Origin of the sequence: Lichenibacterium minor (assembly GCF_004137685.1) — a bacterium.
Classification (GTDB): domain Bacteria; phylum Pseudomonadota; class Alphaproteobacteria; order Rhizobiales; family Beijerinckiaceae; genus Lichenihabitans; species Lichenihabitans minor.
Genome location: NZ_QYBB01000003.1, coordinates 148,852 through 171,252, shown reverse-complemented (window position 1 = coordinate 171,252; position 22,401 = coordinate 148,852). Strand labels below are relative to the sequence as shown.

Genomic DNA, 22,401 nt, shown 5'->3' with positions numbered 1-22,401 from the left:
GTCCTCGCTCCGGTCCTGTGCGCTGCTCGTGTCGGCCGCGAGCCGCCGAGCGCGGTCCTGGCCTGTTCGTCGATGGATGAATAGGTGCGGTGCAACAGAGCGTCAACGTGCGCGAGGACGCGGCACGGCTGGCATGTCGTGGGCTCGGGGAGAGAGCTGGGGATAGACCGCGTCAATCGGCCGGGCGCATCGCCTTCACGTCGGCGTCGCTCGGCAGGTACTTCGCCCCGTCGCGGTAGCTGAACTCTGTCATGACGCCGCGGTTGTTCCGCTGCCCGGTGCGGCCCACGAAGGTGCCGAGCGTCGACTGGTGGTCGATGGCGCGGAACTGGGCCTTGCCGAAGGGCGAATCGAAGGTGATCCCCTCGGCCGCGGCGATGAGCCTGTCGGTGTCGGTCGAGGCCGCCTTGCGCAGGATGGCCGCCGCCGACTTGATCAGCGTGTAGCCCACGACCGACCCCATCTTGGGGGCTTCGTTGTAGCGGGCCTGGTAGGCCTTGGCGAAGGCGTCGTCGTCGGCGGTCTGCAGCCCGCCCGACAGCGGGTATCCGGTGACGATCCAGCCTTCCGGCGCCTCGTCCTTCAGGGGATCGAGGTATTCGGGCTCACCGGTCAGGAAGCTCACGACCGAGCGGTCCTTGAACAACCCGCGCGTCTGCCCTTCGCGAACGAGCTTGACCAGGTCGGGGCCGAACTCGACGTTGAGGATGGCGTCGGGCTTCGCGGCCGCGATGGCGGCCACCACCGGGCCAGCATCGATCTTGCCCTGGGTGGGCCATTGCTCCGCCACCCAGGTGACGTCGGGCCGGCGGGCGGCCAGGAGCTTCTTGAACACCGCCACGGCGGATTGGCCGTATTCGTAATTCGGCGCGATGGAGGCCCAGGTCTTCGCCGGCAGCTTCGCGGCCTCGTCGGCCAGCATGGCGGCCTGCATGGTGTTGGACGGCCTGAGGCGGAACGTGTAGCGGTTGCCCGACGACCAGACGAGGGCGTCCGTCAGCGGCTCGCCGGCGAGGTAGAACACCTTGTGCTGCTTGGCGAAGTCGCCGAGCGCCAGCCCCACGTTGGAAAAGAAGCCTCCGGCCAGCATCGCCACGTGGTCGCGCGACACGAGCTCGTTGGCGGCCGTGAGCGCTTCCGCGGGCTTGCCCGCGTCGTCCTTCGAGATCACCGACAGCTTCTTGCCGCCGATGCCGCCGGCGATGTTGACCTCGTCGACCGCCATCTGCCAGCCCTTGCGGTAAGGCTCGGTGAAGGAGGGCAGGGCGGAATAGGAATCGATCTCGCCGATGCGGATCTCCGTATCCTCGGCGCGGGCCGGTGCGGACACCAATGCCAGTCCGAGGAGCGCCGCTGCCGTCACGCCCCGCCGCGGGCCGCCCCGGCCCGCATCGTTCTGACCCATGTGTGCGCTCCGCGCTCGCCCGCCGCCGGGGGGTTGTCACCCATCACCGCCCGATCCGCAACCGGGCGCGCCGGATGGGCTCGGGTTTCAGCCGACGTGTTCGGCGAAGAAGGCCAGCGTGCGGCCCAGCGCTTCCGCGGCGCTGGGCTTGTCGTAGGAGCCGCGGGCGTCGCAGTTGAAGCCGTGGCCCGCCGGGTAGGTGTAGACCGGCACGCCGGGCAGGGCGGCCCGGATCGCCGCGACGTCGCTCATCGGGATGTGGTCGTCGTGCTCGCCGAAATGCAGCATCAGCGGAACCTTCGGCCCGCCGCCCAGGGACTTGGCGATGTTGCCGCCGTAATAGCCCACCGCGGCCGCGACGCCGGGGAGCGAGCAGGTCGCGGCATAGGCCAGGGAACCGCCCCAGCAATAGCCGACGACGCCGACAGCCCCGGCTTCGGACGCCGCCTTAACCGCCGCGGCGACGTCCAGCATCGTCCGGTCGTGGCCCACGGCGGCGACGAGGTCGCGGCCGAGCGGGATGTCGTCGGGCGTGTAGCCCAGCTCGACGCCGGGCTTCGCCCGGTCGAACAGGGCCGGCGCGACCGCGAGGTAGCCCGCGGCCGCGAAGCCGTCGGCCACGCGGCGGATGTGCGGGTTCACGCCGAAGATTTCCTGCAGCACGACGATGCCGCCCTTCGGCTTCCCGGCCGGGTCGGCCCGGTAGGTGTCGATGACGGCGCCGTCTGAGGCGGTCAGCTTCACGGTCTGGCTCATGGAAATTCTCGCGTCAGCGGTGCGGGTCGACGGGTGCATCCGGTGTCGACCGGCTGCCCGAAACCGTCGAGGTCGGACGGAAGCGTCCCGAGGTCCGCTCCGGGTCGGAGCGCCGGGCGGGGCCGCCGCCCAGGAGCGAGAACGCCGACCCTGGGGGTCGGCGCTCGTCGTGTCATCGCGGCAGGACCGTCGATCCCATCAGCTGCTTGTCGACGGAATGCGCCGCCTGCCGCCCTTCGCGGATCGCCCAGACGACGAGGCTCTGGCCGCGCCGCATGTCGCCGCAGGCGTAGACCTTGTCGGCCGAGGCCCGGTAGGCCTTCATGTCGGCCTGCACGTTGCCGCGGCCGTCGAGCGTGACGCCGAGGTCCGTCAGCATGCCGTCGTGCAGGGGCGACACGAAGCCCATGGCGAGCAGCACGAGGTCGGCGCGGATCTGAAACTCCGAGCCTTCTACCGGCTGGAACTTGCCGTCCACGCGCACGCAGTCCACCGTTTCCACGGTGCCGTTCTGGCCCGAGAAGCGCCGCGTCATCACGCCGAAGTCGCGGTTGGCGCCCTCTTCCTGCGACGAGGAGGTGCGCAGCTTCAGCGGCCAGTCCGGCCACGTCAGGAGCTTGTTCTCCTTCTCGGGCGGCTCGGGCATGATCTCGAGCTGGGTGACCGACAGCGCGCCCTGGCGGATCGACGTGCCGATGCAGTCCGAGCCGGTGTCGCCGCCGCCGATCACCAGCACGTGCTTGCCGGTGGCGAGGATCGGGTTGTTGGACCGCAGCGGTTCGCGGCCGACGCGGCGGTTCTGCTGCGGCAGGAACTCCATGGCGAAGTAGATGCCGCCGAGATCGCGGCCCGGCATCGGCAGGTCGCGGGGCTTCTCCGCCCCGCCGGCCAGCACCACGGCGTCGAAGCCCGCCAGCACGTCCGCGACGGTCACGTCCACGCCGACGTTGACGCCGTAGCGGAAGACGACGCCCTCGCCCTCCATCTGCTTCACGCGGCGCTCGATATGTGCCTTGTCGAGCTTGAAGTCGGGGATGCCGTAGCGGAGCAGGCCGCCCGCCTTCTGGTTCTTCTCGAACACCGTGACGTCGTGGCCGACGCGGGCGAGCTGCTGGGCGCAGGCCAGGCCGGCGGGGCCCGAGCCGATCACCGCCACGGTCTTGCCCGTGCGGGTGGCGGCCACTTCGGGCACGATCCAGCCTTCCGCCCAGGCGCGGTCCGCGATGGCGTTCTCGATCGTCTTGATCGTCACCGGGGCGTTGTCGAGGTTCAGCGTGCAGGATGTTTCGCACGGCGCCGGGCAGATGCGCCCGGTGAACTCCGGGAAGTTGTTGGTCGAGTGGAGGTTGCGCGACGCTTCTTCCCAGTCCCCGCGATAGACGAGGTCGTTCCAGTCGGGGATCTGGTTGTTGACCGGGCAACCGTTGTGACAGAACGGGATGCCGCAGCTCATGCAGCGCGACGCCTGCGAGCGGGTGCTCTCCTCCGACAGCGGGAGGAGGAACTCCTTGTAGTGACGGATCCGGTCGGCGGCCGGCGCATAGCGCCGGTCCACGCGGTCGAGCTCCATGAAACCCGTGATCTTGCCCATCGGGCTACTCCCCCGCGGCCGCGAGCAGCGGCTCGTCCAGTTGCGTCAGTTCGGCGAGCGCGCGGCGGTATTCGACCGGCATCACCTTGCGGAATTTCGGCAGGTAGGCGGCCCAGTCGTCGAGGATCGCCTGAGCCTTGGTCGAGCCCGTCAGCCGGGCGTGGGTGGCGATCAGCTGCTGGAGGCGCTCGGCGTCGAACCGCGTCATGTCGCCCATGACGTCGACCGGCGGCGGGCCCGTCCAGTTGTCCATCTGGTGGAACAGGCGGCGGTTCCGCTCGTCCTCGCCCTGGACCATCTCCAGCTCCACCATGGCCATGTTGCAGCGGCGGCGGAAGTCGCCCTCCTCGTCGAGCACGTAGGCGATGCCGCCCGACATGCCGGCCGCGAAGTTGCGCCCCGTCGGGCCGATCACCACCACGATGCCGCCCGTCATGTATTCGCAGCCGTGGTCGCCCGTGCCCTCGACCACCGCGATGGCGCCCGAGTTGCGCACGGCGAAGCGCTCGCCCGCCACCCCGCGGAAGTAGCACTCGCCCGCGACGGCGCCGTACATGACCGTGTTGCCGACGATCATGGACTTTTCGGGCACGATCTTGGTGGCCGAGGCCGGCGGGTAGATGACGAGCTTGCCGCCCGACAGGCCCTTGCCGACGTAGTCGTTCGCCACGCCTTCGAGCTCGAGCGTCACGCCGTTGGCCACCCAGGCACCGAAGCTTTGCCCGGCCGTGCCCTCGAACTTGACGTGGATGGTCCCCTCGCGCAGCCCGCGGTGGCCGTGCCGCTTGGCGATCGCCCCCGACAGCATGGCGCCCGTGGAGCGGTCCGTGTTGTTGATCGGCAGCGTGAAGGACACGGGCGTGCCGGTCTCGATCGCGTCCGTCGCGCGCTCGATGAGCGTGCGGTCGAGCACGGAGCCGAGGTTGTGGTCCTGCTCGTCGGCGTGGCGGATGGCGTCGCCCTCGACCGCCACCGGCTTGTGGAACAGCCGCGAGAAGTCGAGCCCCTTGGCCTTGTAGTGGTCGATCGCCTTCTCGCGGTCGAGCATCTGCATCTGGCCGACCATCTCCTCCAGGCGGCGGTAGCCCATCTTCGCCATGTATTCGCGGACCTCCTCGGCCACGAAGAAGAAGTAGTTGATGACGTGCTCGGGCAGGCCGACGAAGCGCTTGCGCAGCACCGGGTCCTGCGTGGCCACGCCCACCGGGCAGGTGTTGAGGTGGCACTTGCGCATCATGATGCAGCCGGCCGCCACCAGCGGCGCCGTGGCGAAGCCGAACTCGTCGGCGCCCAGCAGGGCGCCCACCACCACGTCGCGGCCCGTGCGCAACCCGCCGTCGACCTGGACGGCGATGCGCGAGCGCAGGCGGTTCAGCACCAGCGTCTGGTGCGTTTCGGCGAGGCCGATCTCCCACGGGGAGCCGGCGTGCTTGATGGAGGTCAGGGGTGCGGCACCCGTGCCGCCCTCGAAGCCCGACACGATGACGTGGTCGGCGCGCGCCTTGCTGACGCCCGCCGCCACCGTGCCGACGCCGATCTCGCTGACGAGCTTCACCGACACGAGGCTCGTCGGCGACACGTTCTTCAGGTCGTAGATGAGCTGCGCGAGATCCTCGATCGAGTAGATGTCGTGGTGCGGCGGGGGCGAGATCAGGCCGACGCCCGGCGTGGAATGCCGGACCTTGGCGATGATGGCGTCGACCTTGTGGCCGGGCAGCTGGCCGCCCTCGCCGGGCTTCGCGCCCTGCGCCATCTTGATCTGGATCATGTCGGAGTTGACGAGGTATTCCGTCGTCACGCCGAAGCGGCCGGACGCCACCTGCTTGATGGCCGAGCGCATGGAATCGCCGTTGGCCATGGGCTTGTAGCGGTCGGCTTCCTCGCCGCCCTCGCCGGTGTTGGACTTGCCGCCGATGCGGTTCATCGCGATGGCGAGGGTGGTGTGGGCTTCGCGCGAGATCGAGCCGTAGGACATCGCCCCGGTCGAGAAGCGGCGCACGATCTCGGCCGCCGGCTGGACCTCCTCCAGCGGCACCGGGGCGCGGCCGTCGTCCTCGGCGGTCTTCAGCCGGAACAGCCCGCGGATCGTCAGCAGCTTCTCGTCCTGCTCGTTCAGGATCTCGGCGAAGGCGCGGTACTTGTCCCGGCTGTTGCCCCGCACGGCGTGCTGGAGCAGCGACACCGACTGCGGCGTCCAGGAATGCGCCTCGCCGCGGACGCGGTAGTTGTAGTCGCCGCCGACGTCCAGCGCGTTGCGGTAGATGGGGGCGTCGCCGAAGGCCAGCGCGTGGCGCTCCGCCGTCTCGACGGCGATCTCGTCGAGGCCCACGCCCTCGATCATCGACTTGGTGCCGGTGAAGAACGCCTTCACGAAATCGGTCGACAGGCCGATGGCGTCGAAGATCTGCGCGCCGCAATAGGACTGGTAGGTCGAGATGCCCATCTTGGACATGACCTTCAGCAGGGCCTTGTCGATCGACTTGATGTAGCTCTTCACCGCGTGGGCGTGGTCGACCTCCTCGGGGAACTCGGCCGCCAGCGACGCCAGCGACTCGAAGGCCAAGTAGGGGTTGATGGCTTCCGCGCCGTATCCGGCGAGGCACGCGAAGTGGTGCACCTCGCGCGCTTCACCGGTCTCGACCACGAGGCCCACCGAGGTGCGCAGGCCCTTGCGGATGAGGTGATGGTGCACCGCCGCCGTGGCGAGCAGCGCCGGCACGGGGATGCGGTCCGGCCCCATCATGCGGTCCGACACGATGATGATGTTGTAGCCGCCGCGCACGGCGGCTTCGGCGCGCTCGGCCAGCCGCGCCAGCGTCGGCGCCATGCCGGCCGCGCCCTCCTTCACCGGATAGGTGATGTCGAGCGTCTTCGTGTCGAAGGCGTCCTCGAAGTAGGAGATGCAGCGGATCTTCTCCAGGTCCTCGTTGGTGAGGATCGGCTGGCGGACCTCCAGGCGCTTGCGCTTCCAGTTGCCTTCGAGGTCGAAGATGTTGGGGCGCGGGCCGATGAAGCTGACGAGGCTCATGACGAGCTCCTCGCGGATCGGGTCGATCGGCGGGTTCGTCACCTGGGCGAAGTTCTGCTTGAAGTAGGTGTAGAGCAGCTTCGCCTTGTCGCTCAGCGCCGAGATGGGCGTGTCGGTGCCCATCGAGCCGACGGCCTCCTGGCCGGTGGCCGCCATGGGGGCGAGCAGCGTCGTCAGGTCCTCCTGCGTGTAGCCGTAGGCCTGCTGCTTATCGAGAAGCGACACGTCGCGCCGCGCTTCCCGGGCTTCCACGGGCTGCAGCTTCTCGAGCACGATCTGGGTCTGGTCGAGCCAGGCGCGGTACGGGTGCGAGGCCGCCAGGTCGGCCTTCATCTCGTCGTCCGAAACGATGCGGCCCTGCTCGAGGTCGACCAGCAGCATCTTGCCGGGCTGCAGGCGCCACTTCGTGACGATGCTGTCCTCGGGGATGGGCAGCACGCCCATCTCGGAAGCCAGCACGACGAGGTCGTCGTCGGTCACGAGGTAGCGGGCGGGGCGCAGGCCGTTGCGGTCGAGGGTCGCGCCGATCTGCCGGCCGTCCGTGAAGGCGACCGCGGCCGGGCCGTCCCACGGCTCCATCAGGGCGGCATGGTATTCGTAGAAGGAGCGGCGGTCCTCGCCCATCAGCGGGTTGCCGGCCCAGGCCTCGGGGATGAGCATCATCATGGCGTGGGCGAGCGAGTAGCCGCCCTGCACCAGGAATTCGAGCGCGTTGTCGAAGCAGGCGGTGTCCGACTGCCCCTCGTAGGAGATCGGCCACAGCTTGGAGATGTCCGAGCCGTACAGCTCGGACGTCACCGAGGCCTGCCGCGCCGCCATCCAGTTCACGTTGCCGCGCAGCGTGTTGATCTCGCCGTTGTGCGCCACCATGCGGTAGGGGTGGGACAGCGACCAGGACGGGAATGTGTTGGTGGAGAAGCGCTGGTGCACCAGGGCCAGCGCCGAGGTGAAGCGCTCGTCGCCGAGGTCCTTGTAGTACTTGCCGATGCGGCTGACCACGAGCAGGCCCTTGTAGACGATCGTGCGCGACGACATCGACACGGTGTAGAAGCCGCCGGTGCGGCCGGCTTCGCGGGCGTAGACGTGGCCCGAGATGACCTTGCGCAGGATGTACAGGCGGCGCTCGAAGCTGTCCTGGTCGGGCGTGCCTTCGCCGCGGCCGACGAAGAGCTGGCGCGACACGGGCTCGCCGGCCACGACGCTGTGGCCGAGCAGGGACGGGTCGGTCGGCACGTCGCGCCAGCCGAGCAGGACCTGCCCCTCGTCGGCGACCGCCTTGGCGCAGATCGCCTCGATGGCGGCGCGCTCGCCCGCGTCGCGCGGCATGAACAGGAACCCGACGCCGTAGTGGCCGGCCTCGGGCAGGGCGAACCCCAGCCGCTCGGCCTCGGCCTTGAAGAAGTCGTGCGGGATCTGCGTGAGCATGCCGCAGCCGTCGCCGGCGTGCATGTCGGCGCCCACGGCTCCGCGATGGTCGAGGTTCTCCAGAATCTGGAGGCCCATGGCGACGATCTTGTGCGAGCGGCGGTTCTTCATGTCGGCCACGAAGCCCACGCCGCAGGCGTCGTGCTCGTTGGACGGGTCGTAGAGGCCCTGGGCCGCCGGCAGGCCGGGGTCGCGGAGGGTCGGCACGGGTTTCGGCTCGGTCACGCGCTTGGCGATGTCGTTCGCGCGGAGTTCACGCGCCGCGCGGGCGGGCGATGCAGTGCCGATGGTGTTCCCCTCGTCCATGGACATGGGACGATGCTCCCTCAATGTGCCGAAGCGGCGGGCCGAACCCGCCTTCTGCCGTCGACGGAGGCAGGCGTGCGCCCGCTCCCCGACCCGGTTTCGGCCCGCCCCCGCCGGGGACTGCCTCGAAACCGCCCAACCCGGCGCCGAAAGACCTGGTTGGCGCCCCAAAATCGGTCAGCAAGGCTGTCCTAATTGGAGCCGGTCTAGGTTGCAGGAAACGCCCCGCCGCACAATGGCTTTTTTGCTCCATGCAAAGACCGTGCGGAGCGCCGAAGGTCGCAGCCGGCCGCCGGGGTCCCGACCTTTGGATCTGGGCCCCGCCGGCCCGCCGGCGATGCGACACGGACGCGCGCGCTGCGGGGGCGCCGACCCGCCTTCCTTCCCGGGACGGGGAAGCGCGGTCCGGATCCTCCGGGCCCGTCCCGCCCCGTCAGGGCTGCGCCGTGCCGGGCTGACCCAGGCGGTCCCCCGCCGTCCCGACGATCGGCAGGGTCAGGGTCGCGGGATGCGCGTCGTCCTGCAGCACCGTCCAGGTGAAGGCGGCGGGGTTCGGGCCGGGGCCCTGCGGCGCCGGCAAGCCGGGCGCCGCGCTCGCCGCACCGGCCAGCGCCAGGCGGATGCGGTGGCCGGGCTGGAACACCATGGCGGTCGGCAGCAGGTCGAGGTCGATCTCGCGCGCCTGGCCGGGCACCAGCGGCAGGGGATGCGTTTCGGACCGCGCATGAGGCACGTTCACGTATCCCTGCACGACCTGCGTCGAGGTGCCGTCCGGCGCCACGTCGTTCAGGCTGAACACCATGTCGCCGTCGGCCGTGTCGGAGGAGGCCCAGAGCGCCATGTGCGGGTAGCCCGTCACCTCGGTGGCGACCGTCAGCGGCGCTGTCGTCCACGTCAGCACCTTCGCTTCGCTCGGGCGCTGGTCCGCGTCGCTGCGTCCCGCGGTGGCGCTGAGCAGGACCGGCAGGGCGGGGCCGGCCCCGGGGCGGTAGGGCAGGATGGCGGGCGCCCCGTCGCTCGCCGCGGCCGACAGGGTGCCGTCGTTGAGGCTGTCGACGCTGCCGCTCTTCGCCGTGCCGAGACGCAGCACCGACGGCTTGGCGTCGGGGATGGGCCAATCGGCCTCGGTGCGCCAACGGTCGACGCCCTTCACGTAGAGGATGACGCGCGGCGCCCGCTCGACGCCGTTGTCGACGCCCTTCAGCCAATGGTCCAGCCACTGCACCTGCAGTTCCTGGAGGAAGTCGATCTGCCACCCGTGGGCATGCGGGGCGAGCAGCAGGCGCTTGCGCTCGCCGCCGGGCGCCGTGAATTCCTCGTAGGCGCGGATGTTGCCGGGCGTGATGTAGTCGTCGAGCCCGCCCGACACGAAGGCCGCCACCCCCCGCGCCGCGATGGCCTTCACGTCGGCGTCGAGGGTGGTGCGCGCCCGCCACCAGTCGTCGAGATCCCGATGCGCGATGGCCGACGGGTATTCGAGCCCGGCCCCCGGCGACAGCTTGCGCGCTTCGCGGCCCGGCCCAGGCATCATCCCGCCGGGATACCAGAGCAGCCCATAGCAGTCCCCGCAGGCGACCTGGGGCACGATGGCCTTGAGGTGGGGCGGCGCTTCCTTGGCGGTCAGCCATTGCGCGATGCCGAGCAGCGACGGACCGACCATGCCGACATCGCCGTCGCACCAGTTCTGCTTCGCCATCCACTCGACCGCGTCGGCGCCGTCCTGGCCGAAGTCGTTGTAGAGCGTCGCTTCACCGCCGGAAGCGCCGGAGCCGCGCAGGCTGAGGTGCATCACCGCGTAGCCGCGCGACGCGATGTTCATCAGCACCGGGTCGGTTTCCGCGCCGGTGTTGGAGGTGCGGCCGTAGCCGTCCGACATCAGCACGCAGGGCGTCGGCTTCGCGCCCTCCTTCAGGGTCGGCAGGAACAGCCGCGCGTCGAGCGTCACGCCGTCCCGGGCCGTCAGGGTGACGCCGTCGCGGATCGTCACGGGGTAGCGCAGCGACGGGTTGTCGACGTGGGCGCGCTCGGGCAGCCAGTGCCGGCCTTCGGTGCCGGCGCCCATCGCGTAGGGCGCCGCGTCCCGTGTCGCCGCATCCTCTCGGGGCGCCGCGCGGGCGGGCATGCCGGCGGCGAGCGCCAGCAGGATTGCGGCGGCGCGGATCGTGGTGGTCGTCATGGCGGTCCTCCCACGGCGAACCTGCCACGGGCTTCGCGCGGCCGGCAAGGCGGTCTCGGGCGGAGCGCGGTTCTTGCACCGGTCCGCCCATGCTAGTCGGACGGATGTGTCCGGCCGGGAGCCACGGGTCCGATGAACTTCTCCAGCGACAACGTTTCGGGCGCCAGCCCGCAGGTCCTCCGGGCCATCGTCGACAGCAACGCGGGGGCCGCCGCGCCTTACGGCATGGATCCCTGGACCGAGGACGCGACGCGCCGGCTGTCGGAGGTGTTCGAGCGCGAGGTTTCGGCCTTCCTGGTGGCGACCGGCACCGGCTGCAACGCCCTGGCGCTGGCCGCCCTGGCGCCGCCCGGCACCGCGATCCTGTGCCACGAGGAAGCGCATGTCATCGAGGACGAGTGCGGCGCCCCGGAGTTCTTCACCGGCGGCGGCAAGCTCGTCGGGGTGCCCGGTGCGGGCGGCAAGGTCACGCCGGAAGCGCTGTCTTCCGCGCTGGCCCGCTACCCGCGCGGCATCGTCCGCCAGGTCCAGCCGTCCGCGCTGTCCCTGTCGCAGGTGACGGAAGCCGGCACGCTCTACACCGTCGCGGAGATCCGCGCCCTGTCCGACGCCGCCCATGCGGCGGGCCTCGCCGTGCACATGGACGGGGCGCGTTTCGCCAACGCGGTGGCGGCGCTGGGCGCTTCGCCGGCCGAGATCACCTGGCGGGCCGGGGTCGACGTGCTGTCCTTCGGGGCCACCAAGAACGGCGCCATCGCCTGCGAGGCGGTGGTGTTCTTCGATCCCGCGAAGGCCGGCGACTTCCTGTTCCGCCGCAAGCGCGGCGGCCACACCGTGTCGAAGGGGCGCTTCCTCGGCGCCCAGATGGCCGGTTTCCTCGACGGCGGCCACTGGCTCGACCTCGCCCGAGGCGCCAACTTGCGGGCGGCGCGGCTGTCGGCCGGGCTTTCGGCGCTGCCCGGGGTGCGCCTGCCCTGGCCGACGGAGGCCAACGAGGTGTTCCCGATCGTGCCCGCCGCGATGCACGAGGCGCTGCGGGCCGCCGGCGCCCGCTATTATCCGTGGACGACGCGCTCGCTCGGCGAGAACGCGGCGCCGGGCGAGGGGGAGCGCATGCTGCGGCTGATCTGCGCCTTCGACACCGACGAGGCCGCCGTCGACGCCTTCCTCGCCGTCGCGGCCCGTGCGGCTTCGGTCCACCCCGCCGCGCCTTTCTGAGCGGGGTCGCAGCTCCGCCGCATTGCCGGCCCAGGATCGGCGTTCGCAATTCGGCGTCGCAGGGGGAATCGACACCATGACGGACCGTCGGGCGGATCGCCCTTTCAAGGCTGCGGCCATGGCCGCTCTGGCGTTGGGCCTCGTGGCCCTGCCCGGCGCCGCGCGGGCCCAGGTCTTCGGGGGCTGGGGCGGGTGGGACGACGGCGGCACCTGGGACGGCCTCGGGCCCCAGCAGGTCAGGCGTGCCATCAGCCAGCGCGGCTTCCGCGTGCTGGCGCCCCTGCGCCGCAACGGCAACGTCTTCGTCGCCGACGTGCTCGACCAGCGCGGGCAGCACGAGCGGCTGATCGTGGCCGCCGCCGACGCCCAGATCCTGCAGCGCTTCATGGTGGACGACGGCCGCCAGCCCGGCGCCTTCCCGCGCGGCACGGACGACGGCCGGGACGTCACGGCGCGCGGCAGCGACGACGACCGCGGCCTGGTTCCCCCGAGCGACATTCCCGACACGGGCCGCCGCTCGGCCCGGCCCATCGATCGCGACGCGGCGCCCCCGCAGCGTTTCGGCGACCTCGCGCCGGGCGAAGCCGACGCGCCCGCATCGCTCGAATCGCCGCTGCGCCGCACGCCGCCGCCGATCCGGACCGTGAAGCCGCGCCCGCGCGTCGTCGAGCGCACGCCCGAGGCGCCGGCCGGCGGACGCGAACCGGGGCCTGTCGAATCGACCCCGTTGGCCCCGGCCACGCCCCGGCCCGCCGTGGCGGCGCCCCCGCCGGCGCCCGCCCCCGTCGCCAAGGCACCGGCGCCAGCGCCCGCTCCGGCGCCCGCCGTCGTGGCGAGCCGTCCCGAGCCCGCGTCCGCGCCGGTGCCCGTCGGCGCCGCGGCCGCCGGCGCTGCGCCCGCCGCGCCCGCGACGGCTTCGCGCCGCATGACGGACCCGCTGGCGATCCCGGGGGGCGGGGACGCCCGGCCGGTGCGCAACGTGGCGACCGGCATCACCGGCACGCCGGCTCCCGCGCCCGCCAAGGCCGGCGACGTGCCCGTGGCGCCGCTGGACTGACGCGACACGCGGCCGGTGCGGCGACGCGGGCGCGGCGGATCCTGCGACGTCGCGTCCGGACCCGGACCCGTCCGCGACGCCTAGATACGGGGCCTGCCCGCCCGCACCATCCCGTGATTCGCCCCCATGTCCGCCCTCCGCTTCATCCTCGGCGACCAGCTCACCCGGTCGATCCCGACGCTCCACGGCCTCGATCCCGCCGTCGACACGGTGCTGATGGTCGAGGTCGCGGAGGAAACCACCTACGTCGCGCACCACAAGCAGAAGATCGTCCTCGTGCTGTCGGCGATGCGGCACTTCGCCGAGGAGCTCCGGGCCGAGGGCATCGCGGTGGACTACGTCCGCCTCGACGACCCGGACAACACCGGCTCCTTCACGGGCGAACTCGAGCGCGCGGCGCGCCGCCACCTGCCGGACGACATCGTCGTCACCGAACCCGGCGAACACCGCGTCATGCAGGTCATCGAGGGCTGGCGCACGCGGTTCAACCTGCCGATCCACGTCCTGCCCGACGACCGCTTCTTCTGCTCGACGGTGGCCTTCGCCCGATGGGCCGAGGGGCGCCGCAGCTACCGGATGGAAAACTTCTACCGCACGATGCGGGAGCGCACCGGGCTGTTGATGGTCGACGGCGTTCCCGCAGGCGGGCGCTGGAACTTCGATGCCGAGAACCGCAGGCCCTGGCCCCCCGGCCTGCGTCCGCCCGAGCGGCTGCGCTTCGCGCCCGACGCCACGACGCGCGAGGTGATCGACCTCGTCGCGCGCCGGTTCCCGGGCCATTTCGGCACCCTCGACGCCTTCGGCTGGGGGACGACGCGGACCGAAGCGCTCCTGTCGCTCGACGCCTTCGTGGCGGATTGCCTGCCGCTCTTCGGGGACTACCAGGACGCCATGGTGACGGGCGGGCCCTTCCTCTACCACGCGACCCTGTCGCCCTACCTCAACGCCGGGCTGCTCACCGCGCGCGAGGTCGTGGCGCGGGCCGTGGCGGCGCACGAGGCGGGCCACGCGCCGCTCAACGCCGTCGAAGGGTTCGTGCGGCAGATCCTCGGCTGGCGGGAGTTCGTGCGCGGCGTTTATTGGCTGCGCATGCCCGAATACCGTGACAGCAACGCGCTCGGCGCCGCCCGGGCGCTCCCGACCTTCTATTGGACGGGCGACACGGCGATGAACTGCCTGCACCACGCCATCGAGGACACGAAGCACCAGGCCTACGCGCACCACATCAACCGGCTGATGGTGACGGGCAACTTCGCCCTCCTCGCCGGGATCGCGCCGGCCGAGATCGAGGACTGGTACCTGTGCGTCTACGCCGACGCCTACGAGTGGGTCGAACTGCCCAACGTCCACGGCATGTCGTGCTTCGCCGACGGCGGCCTGATGGCGTCGAAGCCCTATGCCGGGGGTGGGGCCTATATCGACCGCATGTCGGACTATTGCGGGGGCTGCCACTACAGCCCGAAGGTGAAGGAGGGGCCGAAGGCCTGCCCGTTCAACTACCTGTACTGGGCGTTCCTGATCCGCAACGCGCCGGTCCTGCAGGGGAACGAGCGCCTGGCGATGCCCTACCGGACGGTCGCCAAGTGGGACGAGCCGCGCCGGGCCGCCATCGTGGCGAAGGCCGACGCCTTCCTCGACGGGTTGCCGACCGGGTATCCGTGACGGCCGTCCGGAGCTTCCGGTCCGGCGGCGGCGCGTCCTGCCCGCCGCCGAGGGATGGGCCCGTCATGCCGCCCTTCGCGCGGCCCGACGTCGACGCATCGTCGCCGACGTCGGACTTCATCGGGCGCGGCGCTCAGTGCGGGATCATCCAGGGCGTCACGTATTGCTGGATGACCACGAGCACGCCGAGCAGCACGGTGAGGATGATGCTGTGCTTGAAGGTGCGGGCGAAGACCACGCCTTCCTGGCCCTTCAGGTCCGTCACCGACACGCCCGTGGCGATGTTCTGGGGCGAGATCATCTTGCCCATGACGCCGCCCGACGAGTTGGTGGCGGCGATCAGCACGGGGTTGAGCCCGAGCTGGTTGGCCGCCACAGCCTGCAGGTTGCCGAACAGCGCGTTGCCCGACGTGTCCGACCCCGACAGGAACACCGCGACCCAGCCGAGGAAGGCCGACACCAGCGGGAACACCACGCCGAGCGACGCCACCGCCTTGCCGAGCGTGTAGTTCATGCCCGAATAGTTCATCAGGTAGGCGAGCCCGACGATCAGGGCGACCGTGATGATGGCGATCCGGGTCTGCCGCGCCGTGCGCCCGACGCAGGCGAAGAACTCGCCCGCGGGGAGCCGCACCACCAGCGCCGTGATGATCGTGGCGACCAGGATGGCGGTGCCGCCGGCCAGCGGCTGGAACGTGTAGATGGCCGAATAGGGCTTGTTGTAGAGCGTGATGAAGACGGCGTTGTGCAGGCCCGGCCATTCGAACTTCTGCGCGCCGATGTTCTGGACGCCCAGCGACGTCCAAACGATCACCGTCGCGGCCACGATGACCCAGGGCAGCCATCCCTGCCAGGACGGCACGCGGCCGCGGGTCCCCACCGCGCCCATGGCGGCGGGGCGCACCATGGCGAACTCCGGGTCGAAGCGCGGCTTCCACACCTGCAGGAAGCCGATGGTGACGACGAGCGAACCCAGCGACGCGAGCACGTCGGTCAGCTTGTAGTCGATGACGTTGGACGACACGAACTGCGACACCGCGAAGGACAGGCCCGCCACCAGCAGCACCGGCCACAGCGCCGCGATGGAGCGCCGGCCGCTGTAGACGTACATGACGTAGAAGGGCAGCAGCACGCCGAAGAAGGGGAGCTGGCGGCCGATCATGGCGCCCAGCGTGACGTCGCTCAGCCCGGTCACCTGGCCCAGCACGGTCACGGGCGCGCCCAGGGCCCCGAAGGCCACCGGCGCGGTGTTGAAGATCAGCGTGAAGGTCAGCGCCTCGATGGGCTCGAAGCCGACCAGGATGAGCAGGGCCGACGTGATGGCGATGGGGGTGCCGAAGCCCGAGATGCCTTCGAGCAGCGCTCCGAAGCAGAATCCGATGACGACGAGCACGATGCGCCGGTCGTTGGGCAGGTGCTCGATCACCCAGTCGCGGAAGGCGTCGAAGCGGCCGGACGAGACCGCCACGTTGTAGAGGAGCAGCGCGTTGACGACGATCCACATCACCGGCCAGACGGCGAACACCATGCCGTTGAGGGCCGCGTCGACGGCGATCCCGGCGGGCAGCTGCCACACCACGGTGGCCAGCAGGAAGGCGACGATCAGGCCGGCGCCGGACGCCTGCCAGGCGGGCCGGCGCAGGACGCCGAGCAGCACCAACACCACAGCGATGGGCACCGCGGCGACCAGGAAGGACAGCAGAAGGTTGTCGCCGACGGGCGTCAGCAGCTGATGGAACAAGGCGATCCCCCATGGAATTTCGGGAACCTTGTCGCAAAGCCTTCAGCTTGGCAATGCAGCCATGCGCCGACGGCACGGAATTTCGGCCGAATCGTGTCGGGGTCGCGAAACGCGAAAAGGCGCGCCCGACGGCGCGCCTTTCGCTGTGACCCCTCCGGACCGCCACCCCGAAGGATGGCTCACGGTCCGCGGCGGTCGTCCGCCCTCAGTTGGCGGCGGCGGTCGCCGGCTGGGCCGACAGCGCCTTCACGCGGGCCGACAGGCGCGACACCTTGCGGGACGCCGTGTTGGCGTGGATCACGCCCTTCTGGGCGGAGCGCATCACCACCGACTCGGTGGTGGCGAGCACGGCGCGGGCCGCAGCGGCGTCGCCGCTGGCGATCGCTTCTTCGACCTTGCGAAGCTGCGTGCGCATCGCGCTCCGGCGCATGCGGTTGACCGCGGTGCGGCGTGCGAGCTTGCGGACGGCCTTCTTGGCCGAAGAGGTATTCGCCATTATCCACTGTTCCCGAACTGCGGTCCCGCTTGGCGGGCCACGGCAGATGTGGCGCCCATGCGCTATCTCATCGGGATCGGGGGACGTGTCCCCGATCCCGATGAGATAGCGCAGAGCTTCGAGGCTGATGGGTCGGATGGTCCGAAACGGAGGACGCCTCCGTTCGGGCCGGCCCATCGGGCGCCGTGAAGCCCCGTCCTTAGCCGCAACGGCGCGGTCCCGTCAACGCCCGCGTGAAACGCGATGGAAAAAGGTTGCCGTGTCCCCGTGCGGAGGCTAGAAGGCGCGTCTTCCTGGATCGTCCGGCCTGCCAGGGCTGCCGTGGCGATCCTTATGCTCGTCCTCGAACCCAGGTGGGCCGTCCGGCGCAGGCCGGCGACGCCCCGTGAGAGCCAAATGCCCAAGTTGAAGACCAAGTCGGGCGCCAAGAAGCGCTTCAAAGTCACCGGCACCGGAAAGGTGCTCTATGCCCAGGCCGGCAAGCGGCACGGGATGATCAAGAGGACCAACAAGCAGATCCGCAACCTGCGCGGCACCGCGGTGCTGTTCAAGACGGACGGCGACAACATCAAGCGGTTCTTCCTGCCGCACGCCTGACGCTTCTGACCTCATCTTCCAGACCTGAAAGAGATCATCCATGGCCCGCGTAAAGAGGGGCGTGACGTCCCACGCCAAGCACAAGAAGACGCTCGACGCCGCGAAGGGCTTCTACGGCCGTCGCAAAAACACGATCCGCACCGCCAAGGCGGCCGTGGATCGCTCGATGCAATACGCCACCCGCGACCGCAAGGTGAAGAAGCGCACCATCCGCGCCCTGTGGATCCAGCGCCTGAACGCCGCCGTGCGCGAACTCGGCCTCACCTACAGCCGCTTCATCGACGGTCTCCACAAGGCCGGCATCGAGCTCGACCGCAAGGTGCTGTCGGAGCTCGCCATCACCGAGCCGGAAGCCTTCAAGGCCATCGTCGAGAAGGCCAAGGCGGCCCTCCCGGCCGCGCCGGCCGCCGCCGCAGTCTGACGTCGAAGACAGGGCCGCGCGGTCGCGCGGCCCACCACCGAGGTTGAGTGAGACGATCATGGTCGACGAGGCCGAACTCGAAGCGTCCATCCTGGCCGAGGTCGGGGCGGCCGACACCGAGGCGGCGCTCGACGCCGTGAGGGTGGGGGCCCTCGGCAAGAAGGGCTCCGTTTCGACCCTGATGGCGACGCTCGGGCGCATGTCGCCCGACGAGCGCAAGGCGCGCGGCGCTGCCCTCAACCTGCTGAAGGATCGCGTGTCCGCCGCCCTCGCCGAGCGTCGCGACGTCGTGATGGCCCGGGCCATGGCGGCCCGCCTCGCGGCCGAAACGCTCGACGTGTCGCTGCCGGTGCGCGACGCGCCCGTCCTGGCGGGCCGCCTCCACCCGATCAGCCAGGTCACGGACGAGATCACGGCGATCTTCGCCGACATGGGCTTCGCCATCGCGGAAGGCCCCGACGTCGAGACCGACTTCTACAACTTCACCGCTCTGAACTTCCCCGTCGGCCACCCGGCGCGGGAAATGCACGACACGTTCTTCTTCGAGCCCAAGCCCGACGGCGAGCGGCGCCTGTTGCGCACCCACACGTCGCCCGTGCAGGTGCGGACCATGCTGGCGCAGAAGCCGCCGATCCGCGTCGTCTGTCCCGGCCGCACCTACCGTTGCGACTCGGACCAGACCCACACGCCGATGTTCCACCAGGTGGAAGGGCTCGTCATCGACAAGCGCGCCAACCTCGCCAACCTGAAATGGGTGCTGGAGGAGTTCTGCCGCGCCTTCTTCGAGGTGGACAGCGTGAAGATGCGCTTCCGCCCGTCCTTCTTCCCCTTCACCGAGCCCTCGATGGAGGTCGACATCCAGTGTGCGCGCCGGGGCGACGAGATCCGCTTCGGCGAGGGCGAGGATTGGCTGGAGATCCTGGGCTGCGGCATGGTCCACGCCAACGTGCTGCGCCATTGCGGCATCGACCCCGACGAGTACCAGGGCTTCGCCTGGGGCATGGGCATCGACCGCATCGCCATGCTGAAATACGGCATGCCGGACCTGCGCCCCTTCTTCGACGCCGACGTGCGCTGGCTGAACCACTACGGCTTCCGCCCGCTCGACATGCCGACGCTGGCGGGCGGCTTGACGGGGTAGACGGGGAGGACGCGATGCCGATCCTGCAGAGGCTGACCGACGGCGAACTGAAGGCGCTGGCCGAAAACCTGCTCGCGCCCGAGATGGCCGACCTCGGTTTCCGGGGCGTCGAGGTCGAGCATCGCGACATCTTCGAAGACGGCCCGTCCCTCTACATCGGCCTCAAGGTCGGCGGCGACGTGCCGGCACCGTTCGACCCGGATCGGCTTCATCTGCTCCGCCGTGCTGTCTACGACGCGATGCTGGACGAGGGGGACGAACGCTTCCCCCACATGATGCTCAAGCGCGAAGGAGACGAGCAACCGGAGCCGGATCGCATCCCGGTCGATCCATGAATCCCGACCACTTGACCGAACTCGCCGAGCAGATCCTCCAGCTCGGCGCGGGGAGGCCGAAGCAGGTGACGATCAACCGGGCGGTCAGCACCGCATATTACGCCGTCTTCCACGCTCTCGCGGGCGAATGCGTCGCGAGGCTCGTCGGTGCGCCGCGCTCCCCGCGCTATTGGGACATCGTGGCACCGCTTCATCGCGCGATCGACCACGGCACCGCGAGGAAGGTGTTGGAAAGGCTGGCGAGGGATCGGTCGACATCGGACGACCTGAAGACCCTGGCCGAGGTCTTCATCGAACTGCAATCCGCCCGGCATTCTGCCGACTATGACCCGGCCTGCAGGCATTCGCGTCGCGAAGCTCGCGACCTCATCGTTCAAGCCCGCCGCGCGATCGACGCGCTCCGCGCCATCCCGAAAGAGGATCGCCTGATCCTCGCCGTCCAACTCGTCACCAAGCCGCGCTGAAGCGGCCCTTCCCATTCCGGCGCCCTCCCCATGAAATTCACCCTCTCCTGGCTCAAGGACCACCTCGACGCCGAGGCCTCGCTCGCCGACATCGCCGACGCCCTCACGCGCGTCGGGCTCGAGGTCGAGGGCGTCGAGGATCCGGCCGAGCGGCTGCGCGGCTTCACCGTCGCCCGCATCGTCGAGGCCACGCAGCACCCCAACGCCGACCGCCTGCGCGTGTGCTCCGTGGACACGGGCGCCGGCGCCCCCGTCCAGGTGGTGTGCGGGGCGCCGAACGCCCGGGCGGGCCTCGTCACGGTCTTCTCGGCGCCGGGCACCTACATCCCCGGCAAGGACATGACGATCGCCTCGGGCGTGATCCGCGGCGTCGAATCGAACGGCATGCTGTGCTCGGCGTCCGAACTCGGCCTGTCCGAGGAGCACGACGGCATCCTGGAACTGCCCGGGGACGCGCCCGTGGGCCGCCCCTACGGCGCTTTCGCCGGCATGGACGATCCCGTCGTCGACGTGGCGCTGACGCCGAACCGCCCCGACGCGGCGGGCGTCCACGGCATCGCGCGCGACCTCGCCGCGCTGGGCCTCGGCCGTCTCAAGGACGAGCCCGTCCCGGCGGTCGAGGGCCGCTTCCCGCAGCCCGTCGCCGTCGCGCTCGACTTCGCGGCGGGCGACGAGGCCCTGTGCCCGGTCTTCGCGCTGCGCTTGGTGCGCGGCGTGCGCAACGGTTCCTCGCCCGAGTGGATGCGGCGCCGCCTGGCCGCCATCGGCCTGCGCCCCATCAACGCGCTGGTCGACATCACGAACTACATGACGTTCGACCGCGGCCGGCCGCTTCACGTCTTCGACGCCGCGAAGGTCCAGGGCGGCATCGTGGTGCGCCGCGCCCGCGACGGCGAAACCCTCGCGGCGTTGAACGGCAGGAGCTACGCGCTCGACCCGTCGACCGTGGTGATCGCCGACGCGCACGGCGTGGAGTCCATCGCCGGCATCATGGGCGGCGAAGCTTCGGGCTGCGACGAGGCGACGACGGACGTGCTGATCGAGAGCGCGCTGTGGGACCCGACCAACATCGCCCAGTCGGGCCGGCGCCTGTCGCTGTCGAGCGACGCCCGCTACCGGTTCGAGCGCGGCGTCGATCCCGCCTTTGCCCTGCCGGGGCTCGACCTCGCGACGCGGCTGGTCCTCGACATCTGCGGCGGCGAACCCTCCGACGTGACGCTGGCCGGCACGGTGCCGAAGCCCGACCATCGCATCGATTTCCCGCTGAGCGAGGTTCACCGCCTGACGGGCCTCGACCTGCCGCCCTCCGACATGCAGCGCATCCTGGAGAAGCTCGGCTTCGAACTCGTCGGGCATCCGGACAACGCCGACCGCATCGTGGCCCGGGTGCCGTCCTGGCGGCCGGACGTGCACGGCAAGGCCGACCTCGTCGAGGAGATCGTCCGCATCGCCGGGCTCGACCGCGTCGAATCCCAGCCGCTGCCGCGCGAACCCGGCGTGCCGCGCCCCGTGCTGACCCTGCTGCAGAAGCGGACCCGGCTCGCCAAGCGCGTGCTCGCCGGCGAGGGGCTGCTCGAAGCCGTCACCTGGAGCTTCGTGTCGGACGAGCAGGCGGCGCTGTTCGGCGGCGGCAAGCCCGAGCTTCGCCTCGCCAACCCGATCGCCGCCGACCTCAGCGCCATGCGGCCGAGCCTGCTGCCGGGCCTGCTCGCGGGCGCGGGGCGCAACGCCGCGCGCGGCGCCGGCGACGTCGCGCTCTTCGAGGTCGGGCAGGTGTTCCTCGGCGACGGCGAGGGCGACCAGCGCATCGCCGCCGCCGGCCTGCGCCGTGGCACCGCCAAGGCGCCGGGCGCCGGGCGCCACTGGACCGGCGCGGCCGGCCCCGTCGGCGTGTTCGACGCGAAGGCCGACGCCCTGGCGCTGATCGCGGCGCTCGGCGTCAACCCCGCCGGCGTGCAGGCCGTACCGGGCGGTCCCGAATGGCTGCACCCGGGCCGGTCGCTCACTTTCCGCATGGGCCCGAAGGCCGCGATCGGCTGGTGCGGCGAGGTGCATCCCGAGGTGCTGCGCGCCCTCGACGTGGCGGGCCCGGTGGCGGTGTTCGAGATCGTGCTCGACGCCCTGCCGGCCCCCAAGGCGCGCCCCACCAAGGCCCGGCCGAAGCTCGTCCTGTCCGACCTGCAGCCGGTCGAGCGCGACTTCGCCTTCCTGGTCGACCGCAAGACCGCCGCGTCCGACCTCGCCAGCGCGGCCCAGGGCGCCGACCGCGCCCTGGTGGCGGCGGTGTCGGTCTTCGACGTCTACGAGGGCAAGGGCGTGCCGGAAGGGCAGAAGTCCGTCGCCCTCGCGGTGACGCTGCAGCCGAAGGACAGGACCCTGGCCGAGGCGGACCTCGATGCGGTGAGCCGCAAGATCGTGGACGCGGTGGCGCGGAAGGTCGGCGCCACGCTGCGCTCGGACCCGTCCGGGACCGCCGCGGCCGCCGACGCCGCCCCGAAGGCGGGCTGAAGGTCGCTCGGCCGGCCGCGGCGAGCGCTCTGGTTTCGCGCCGGCGACGGGCCTACCTTGTCGTCGGGAGCGGC

16 protein-coding genes are annotated in these 22,401 nt (G+C 70.8%); 9 read left to right on the top strand and 7 right to left on the bottom strand.

The window, feature by feature from the left end; genetic code table 11:
- Positions 1–172: 172 nt before the first annotated feature.
- From D3273_RS04890 to D3273_RS04870, 5 genes are all read right to left on the bottom strand, one after another.
- Entirely contained in the window at positions 173–1,405 is a 1,233-nt protein-coding gene (locus D3273_RS04890) for an ABC transporter substrate-binding protein (protein WP_129224066.1), read from the bottom strand.
- Between the two features lie 87 nt (positions 1,406–1,492).
- Positions 1,493–2,161: a dienelactone hydrolase family protein gene (locus D3273_RS04885; protein ID WP_129224064.1), complete on the bottom strand. Its 669-nt coding sequence runs from the start codon at positions 2,159–2,161 to the stop codon at positions 1,493–1,495.
- A 172-nt stretch (positions 2,162–2,333) separates the two neighbouring features.
- A complete protein-coding gene (locus D3273_RS04880; RefSeq protein ID WP_129224062.1) occupies positions 2,334–3,752 on the bottom strand; it encodes a glutamate synthase subunit beta in 1,419 nt (472 codons plus the stop codon).
- A 4-nt stretch (positions 3,753–3,756) separates the two neighbouring features.
- Positions 3,757–8,511, bottom strand: a complete 4,755-nt coding sequence (gene gltB, locus D3273_RS04875) for a glutamate synthase large subunit (protein ID WP_129224235.1) — start codon at positions 8,509–8,511, stop codon at positions 3,757–3,759.
- A gap of 433 nt (positions 8,512–8,944) precedes the next feature.
- Complete coding sequence (locus tag D3273_RS04870) at positions 8,945–10,687, bottom strand: CocE/NonD family hydrolase (protein WP_129224060.1); 1,743 nt, start codon at positions 10,685–10,687, stop codon at positions 8,945–8,947.
- 132 nt (positions 10,688–10,819) lie between these two features.
- On the opposite strand from D3273_RS04870, the gene D3273_RS04865 reads away from it, so the two are divergent.
- From D3273_RS04865 to D3273_RS04855, 3 genes are all read left to right on the top strand, one after another.
- The gene (locus D3273_RS04865) at positions 10,820–11,905 is read left to right on the top strand and encodes a threonine aldolase family protein (protein ID WP_129224058.1); all 1,086 of its coding nucleotides are present in this window, start codon (positions 10,820–10,822) and stop codon (positions 11,903–11,905) included.
- 76 nt (positions 11,906–11,981) lie between these two features.
- Positions 11,982–12,962 (top strand): hypothetical protein, encoded by a 981-nt coding sequence (locus D3273_RS04860; protein ID WP_129224056.1) that lies wholly within the window; start codon positions 11,982–11,984, stop codon positions 12,960–12,962.
- A 126-nt stretch (positions 12,963–13,088) separates the two neighbouring features.
- On the top strand, positions 13,089–14,624 hold the full coding sequence (locus tag D3273_RS04855; protein WP_129224054.1) for a cryptochrome/photolyase family protein: 1,536 nt from the start codon (positions 13,089–13,091) through the stop codon (positions 14,622–14,624).
- 133 nt (positions 14,625–14,757) lie between these two features.
- Here the strand turns inward: D3273_RS04855 and D3273_RS04850 are convergent, their stop codons facing one another.
- Complete coding sequence (locus D3273_RS04850; RefSeq protein ID WP_129224052.1) at positions 14,758–16,365, bottom strand: L-lactate permease; 1,608 nt, start codon at positions 16,363–16,365, stop codon at positions 14,758–14,760.
- 205 nt (positions 16,366–16,570) lie between these two features.
- A complete protein-coding gene (gene rpsT / locus D3273_RS04845) occupies positions 16,571–16,861 on the bottom strand; it encodes a 30S ribosomal protein S20 (RefSeq protein WP_129224050.1) in 291 nt (96 codons plus the stop codon).
- A 396-nt stretch (positions 16,862–17,257) separates the two neighbouring features.
- Between rpsT and rpmI the strand changes: the two genes are divergently transcribed.
- Genes rpmI through pheT form a run of 6 tightly spaced genes read left to right on the top strand, consistent with a single transcriptional unit; the run spans position 17,258 to position 22,327 of the window.
- Positions 17,258–17,458 carry a 50S ribosomal protein L35 gene (gene rpmI, locus D3273_RS04840; protein WP_129224048.1) on the top strand — a complete coding sequence of 67 codons (201 nt, stop codon included), beginning with the start codon at positions 17,258–17,260 and terminating at the stop codon, positions 17,456–17,458.
- Positions 17,459–17,498: 40 nt separating this feature from the next.
- Positions 17,499–17,879 carry a 50S ribosomal protein L20 gene (rplT, locus tag D3273_RS04835; protein WP_129224046.1) on the top strand — a complete coding sequence of 127 codons (381 nt, stop codon included), beginning with the start codon at positions 17,499–17,501 and terminating at the stop codon, positions 17,877–17,879.
- Positions 17,880–17,937: 58 nt separating this feature from the next.
- A complete protein-coding gene (gene pheS, locus D3273_RS04830; RefSeq protein ID WP_129224044.1) occupies positions 17,938–19,020 on the top strand; it encodes a phenylalanine--tRNA ligase subunit alpha in 1,083 nt (360 codons plus the stop codon).
- A 14-nt stretch (positions 19,021–19,034) separates the two neighbouring features.
- Complete coding sequence (locus D3273_RS04825) at positions 19,035–19,355, top strand: hypothetical protein (protein WP_129224042.1); 321 nt, start codon at positions 19,035–19,037, stop codon at positions 19,353–19,355.
- Between the two features lie 11 nt (positions 19,356–19,366).
- Positions 19,367–19,819 (top strand): HEPN domain-containing protein, encoded by a 453-nt coding sequence (locus tag D3273_RS04820; RefSeq protein ID WP_129224040.1) that lies wholly within the window; start codon positions 19,367–19,369, stop codon positions 19,817–19,819.
- Positions 19,820–19,849: 30 nt separating this feature from the next.
- Entirely contained in the window at positions 19,850–22,327 is a 2,478-nt protein-coding gene (gene pheT / locus D3273_RS04815) for a phenylalanine--tRNA ligase subunit beta (protein WP_129224038.1), read from the top strand.
- The last annotated feature ends 74 nt before the right edge of the window (positions 22,328–22,401 follow it).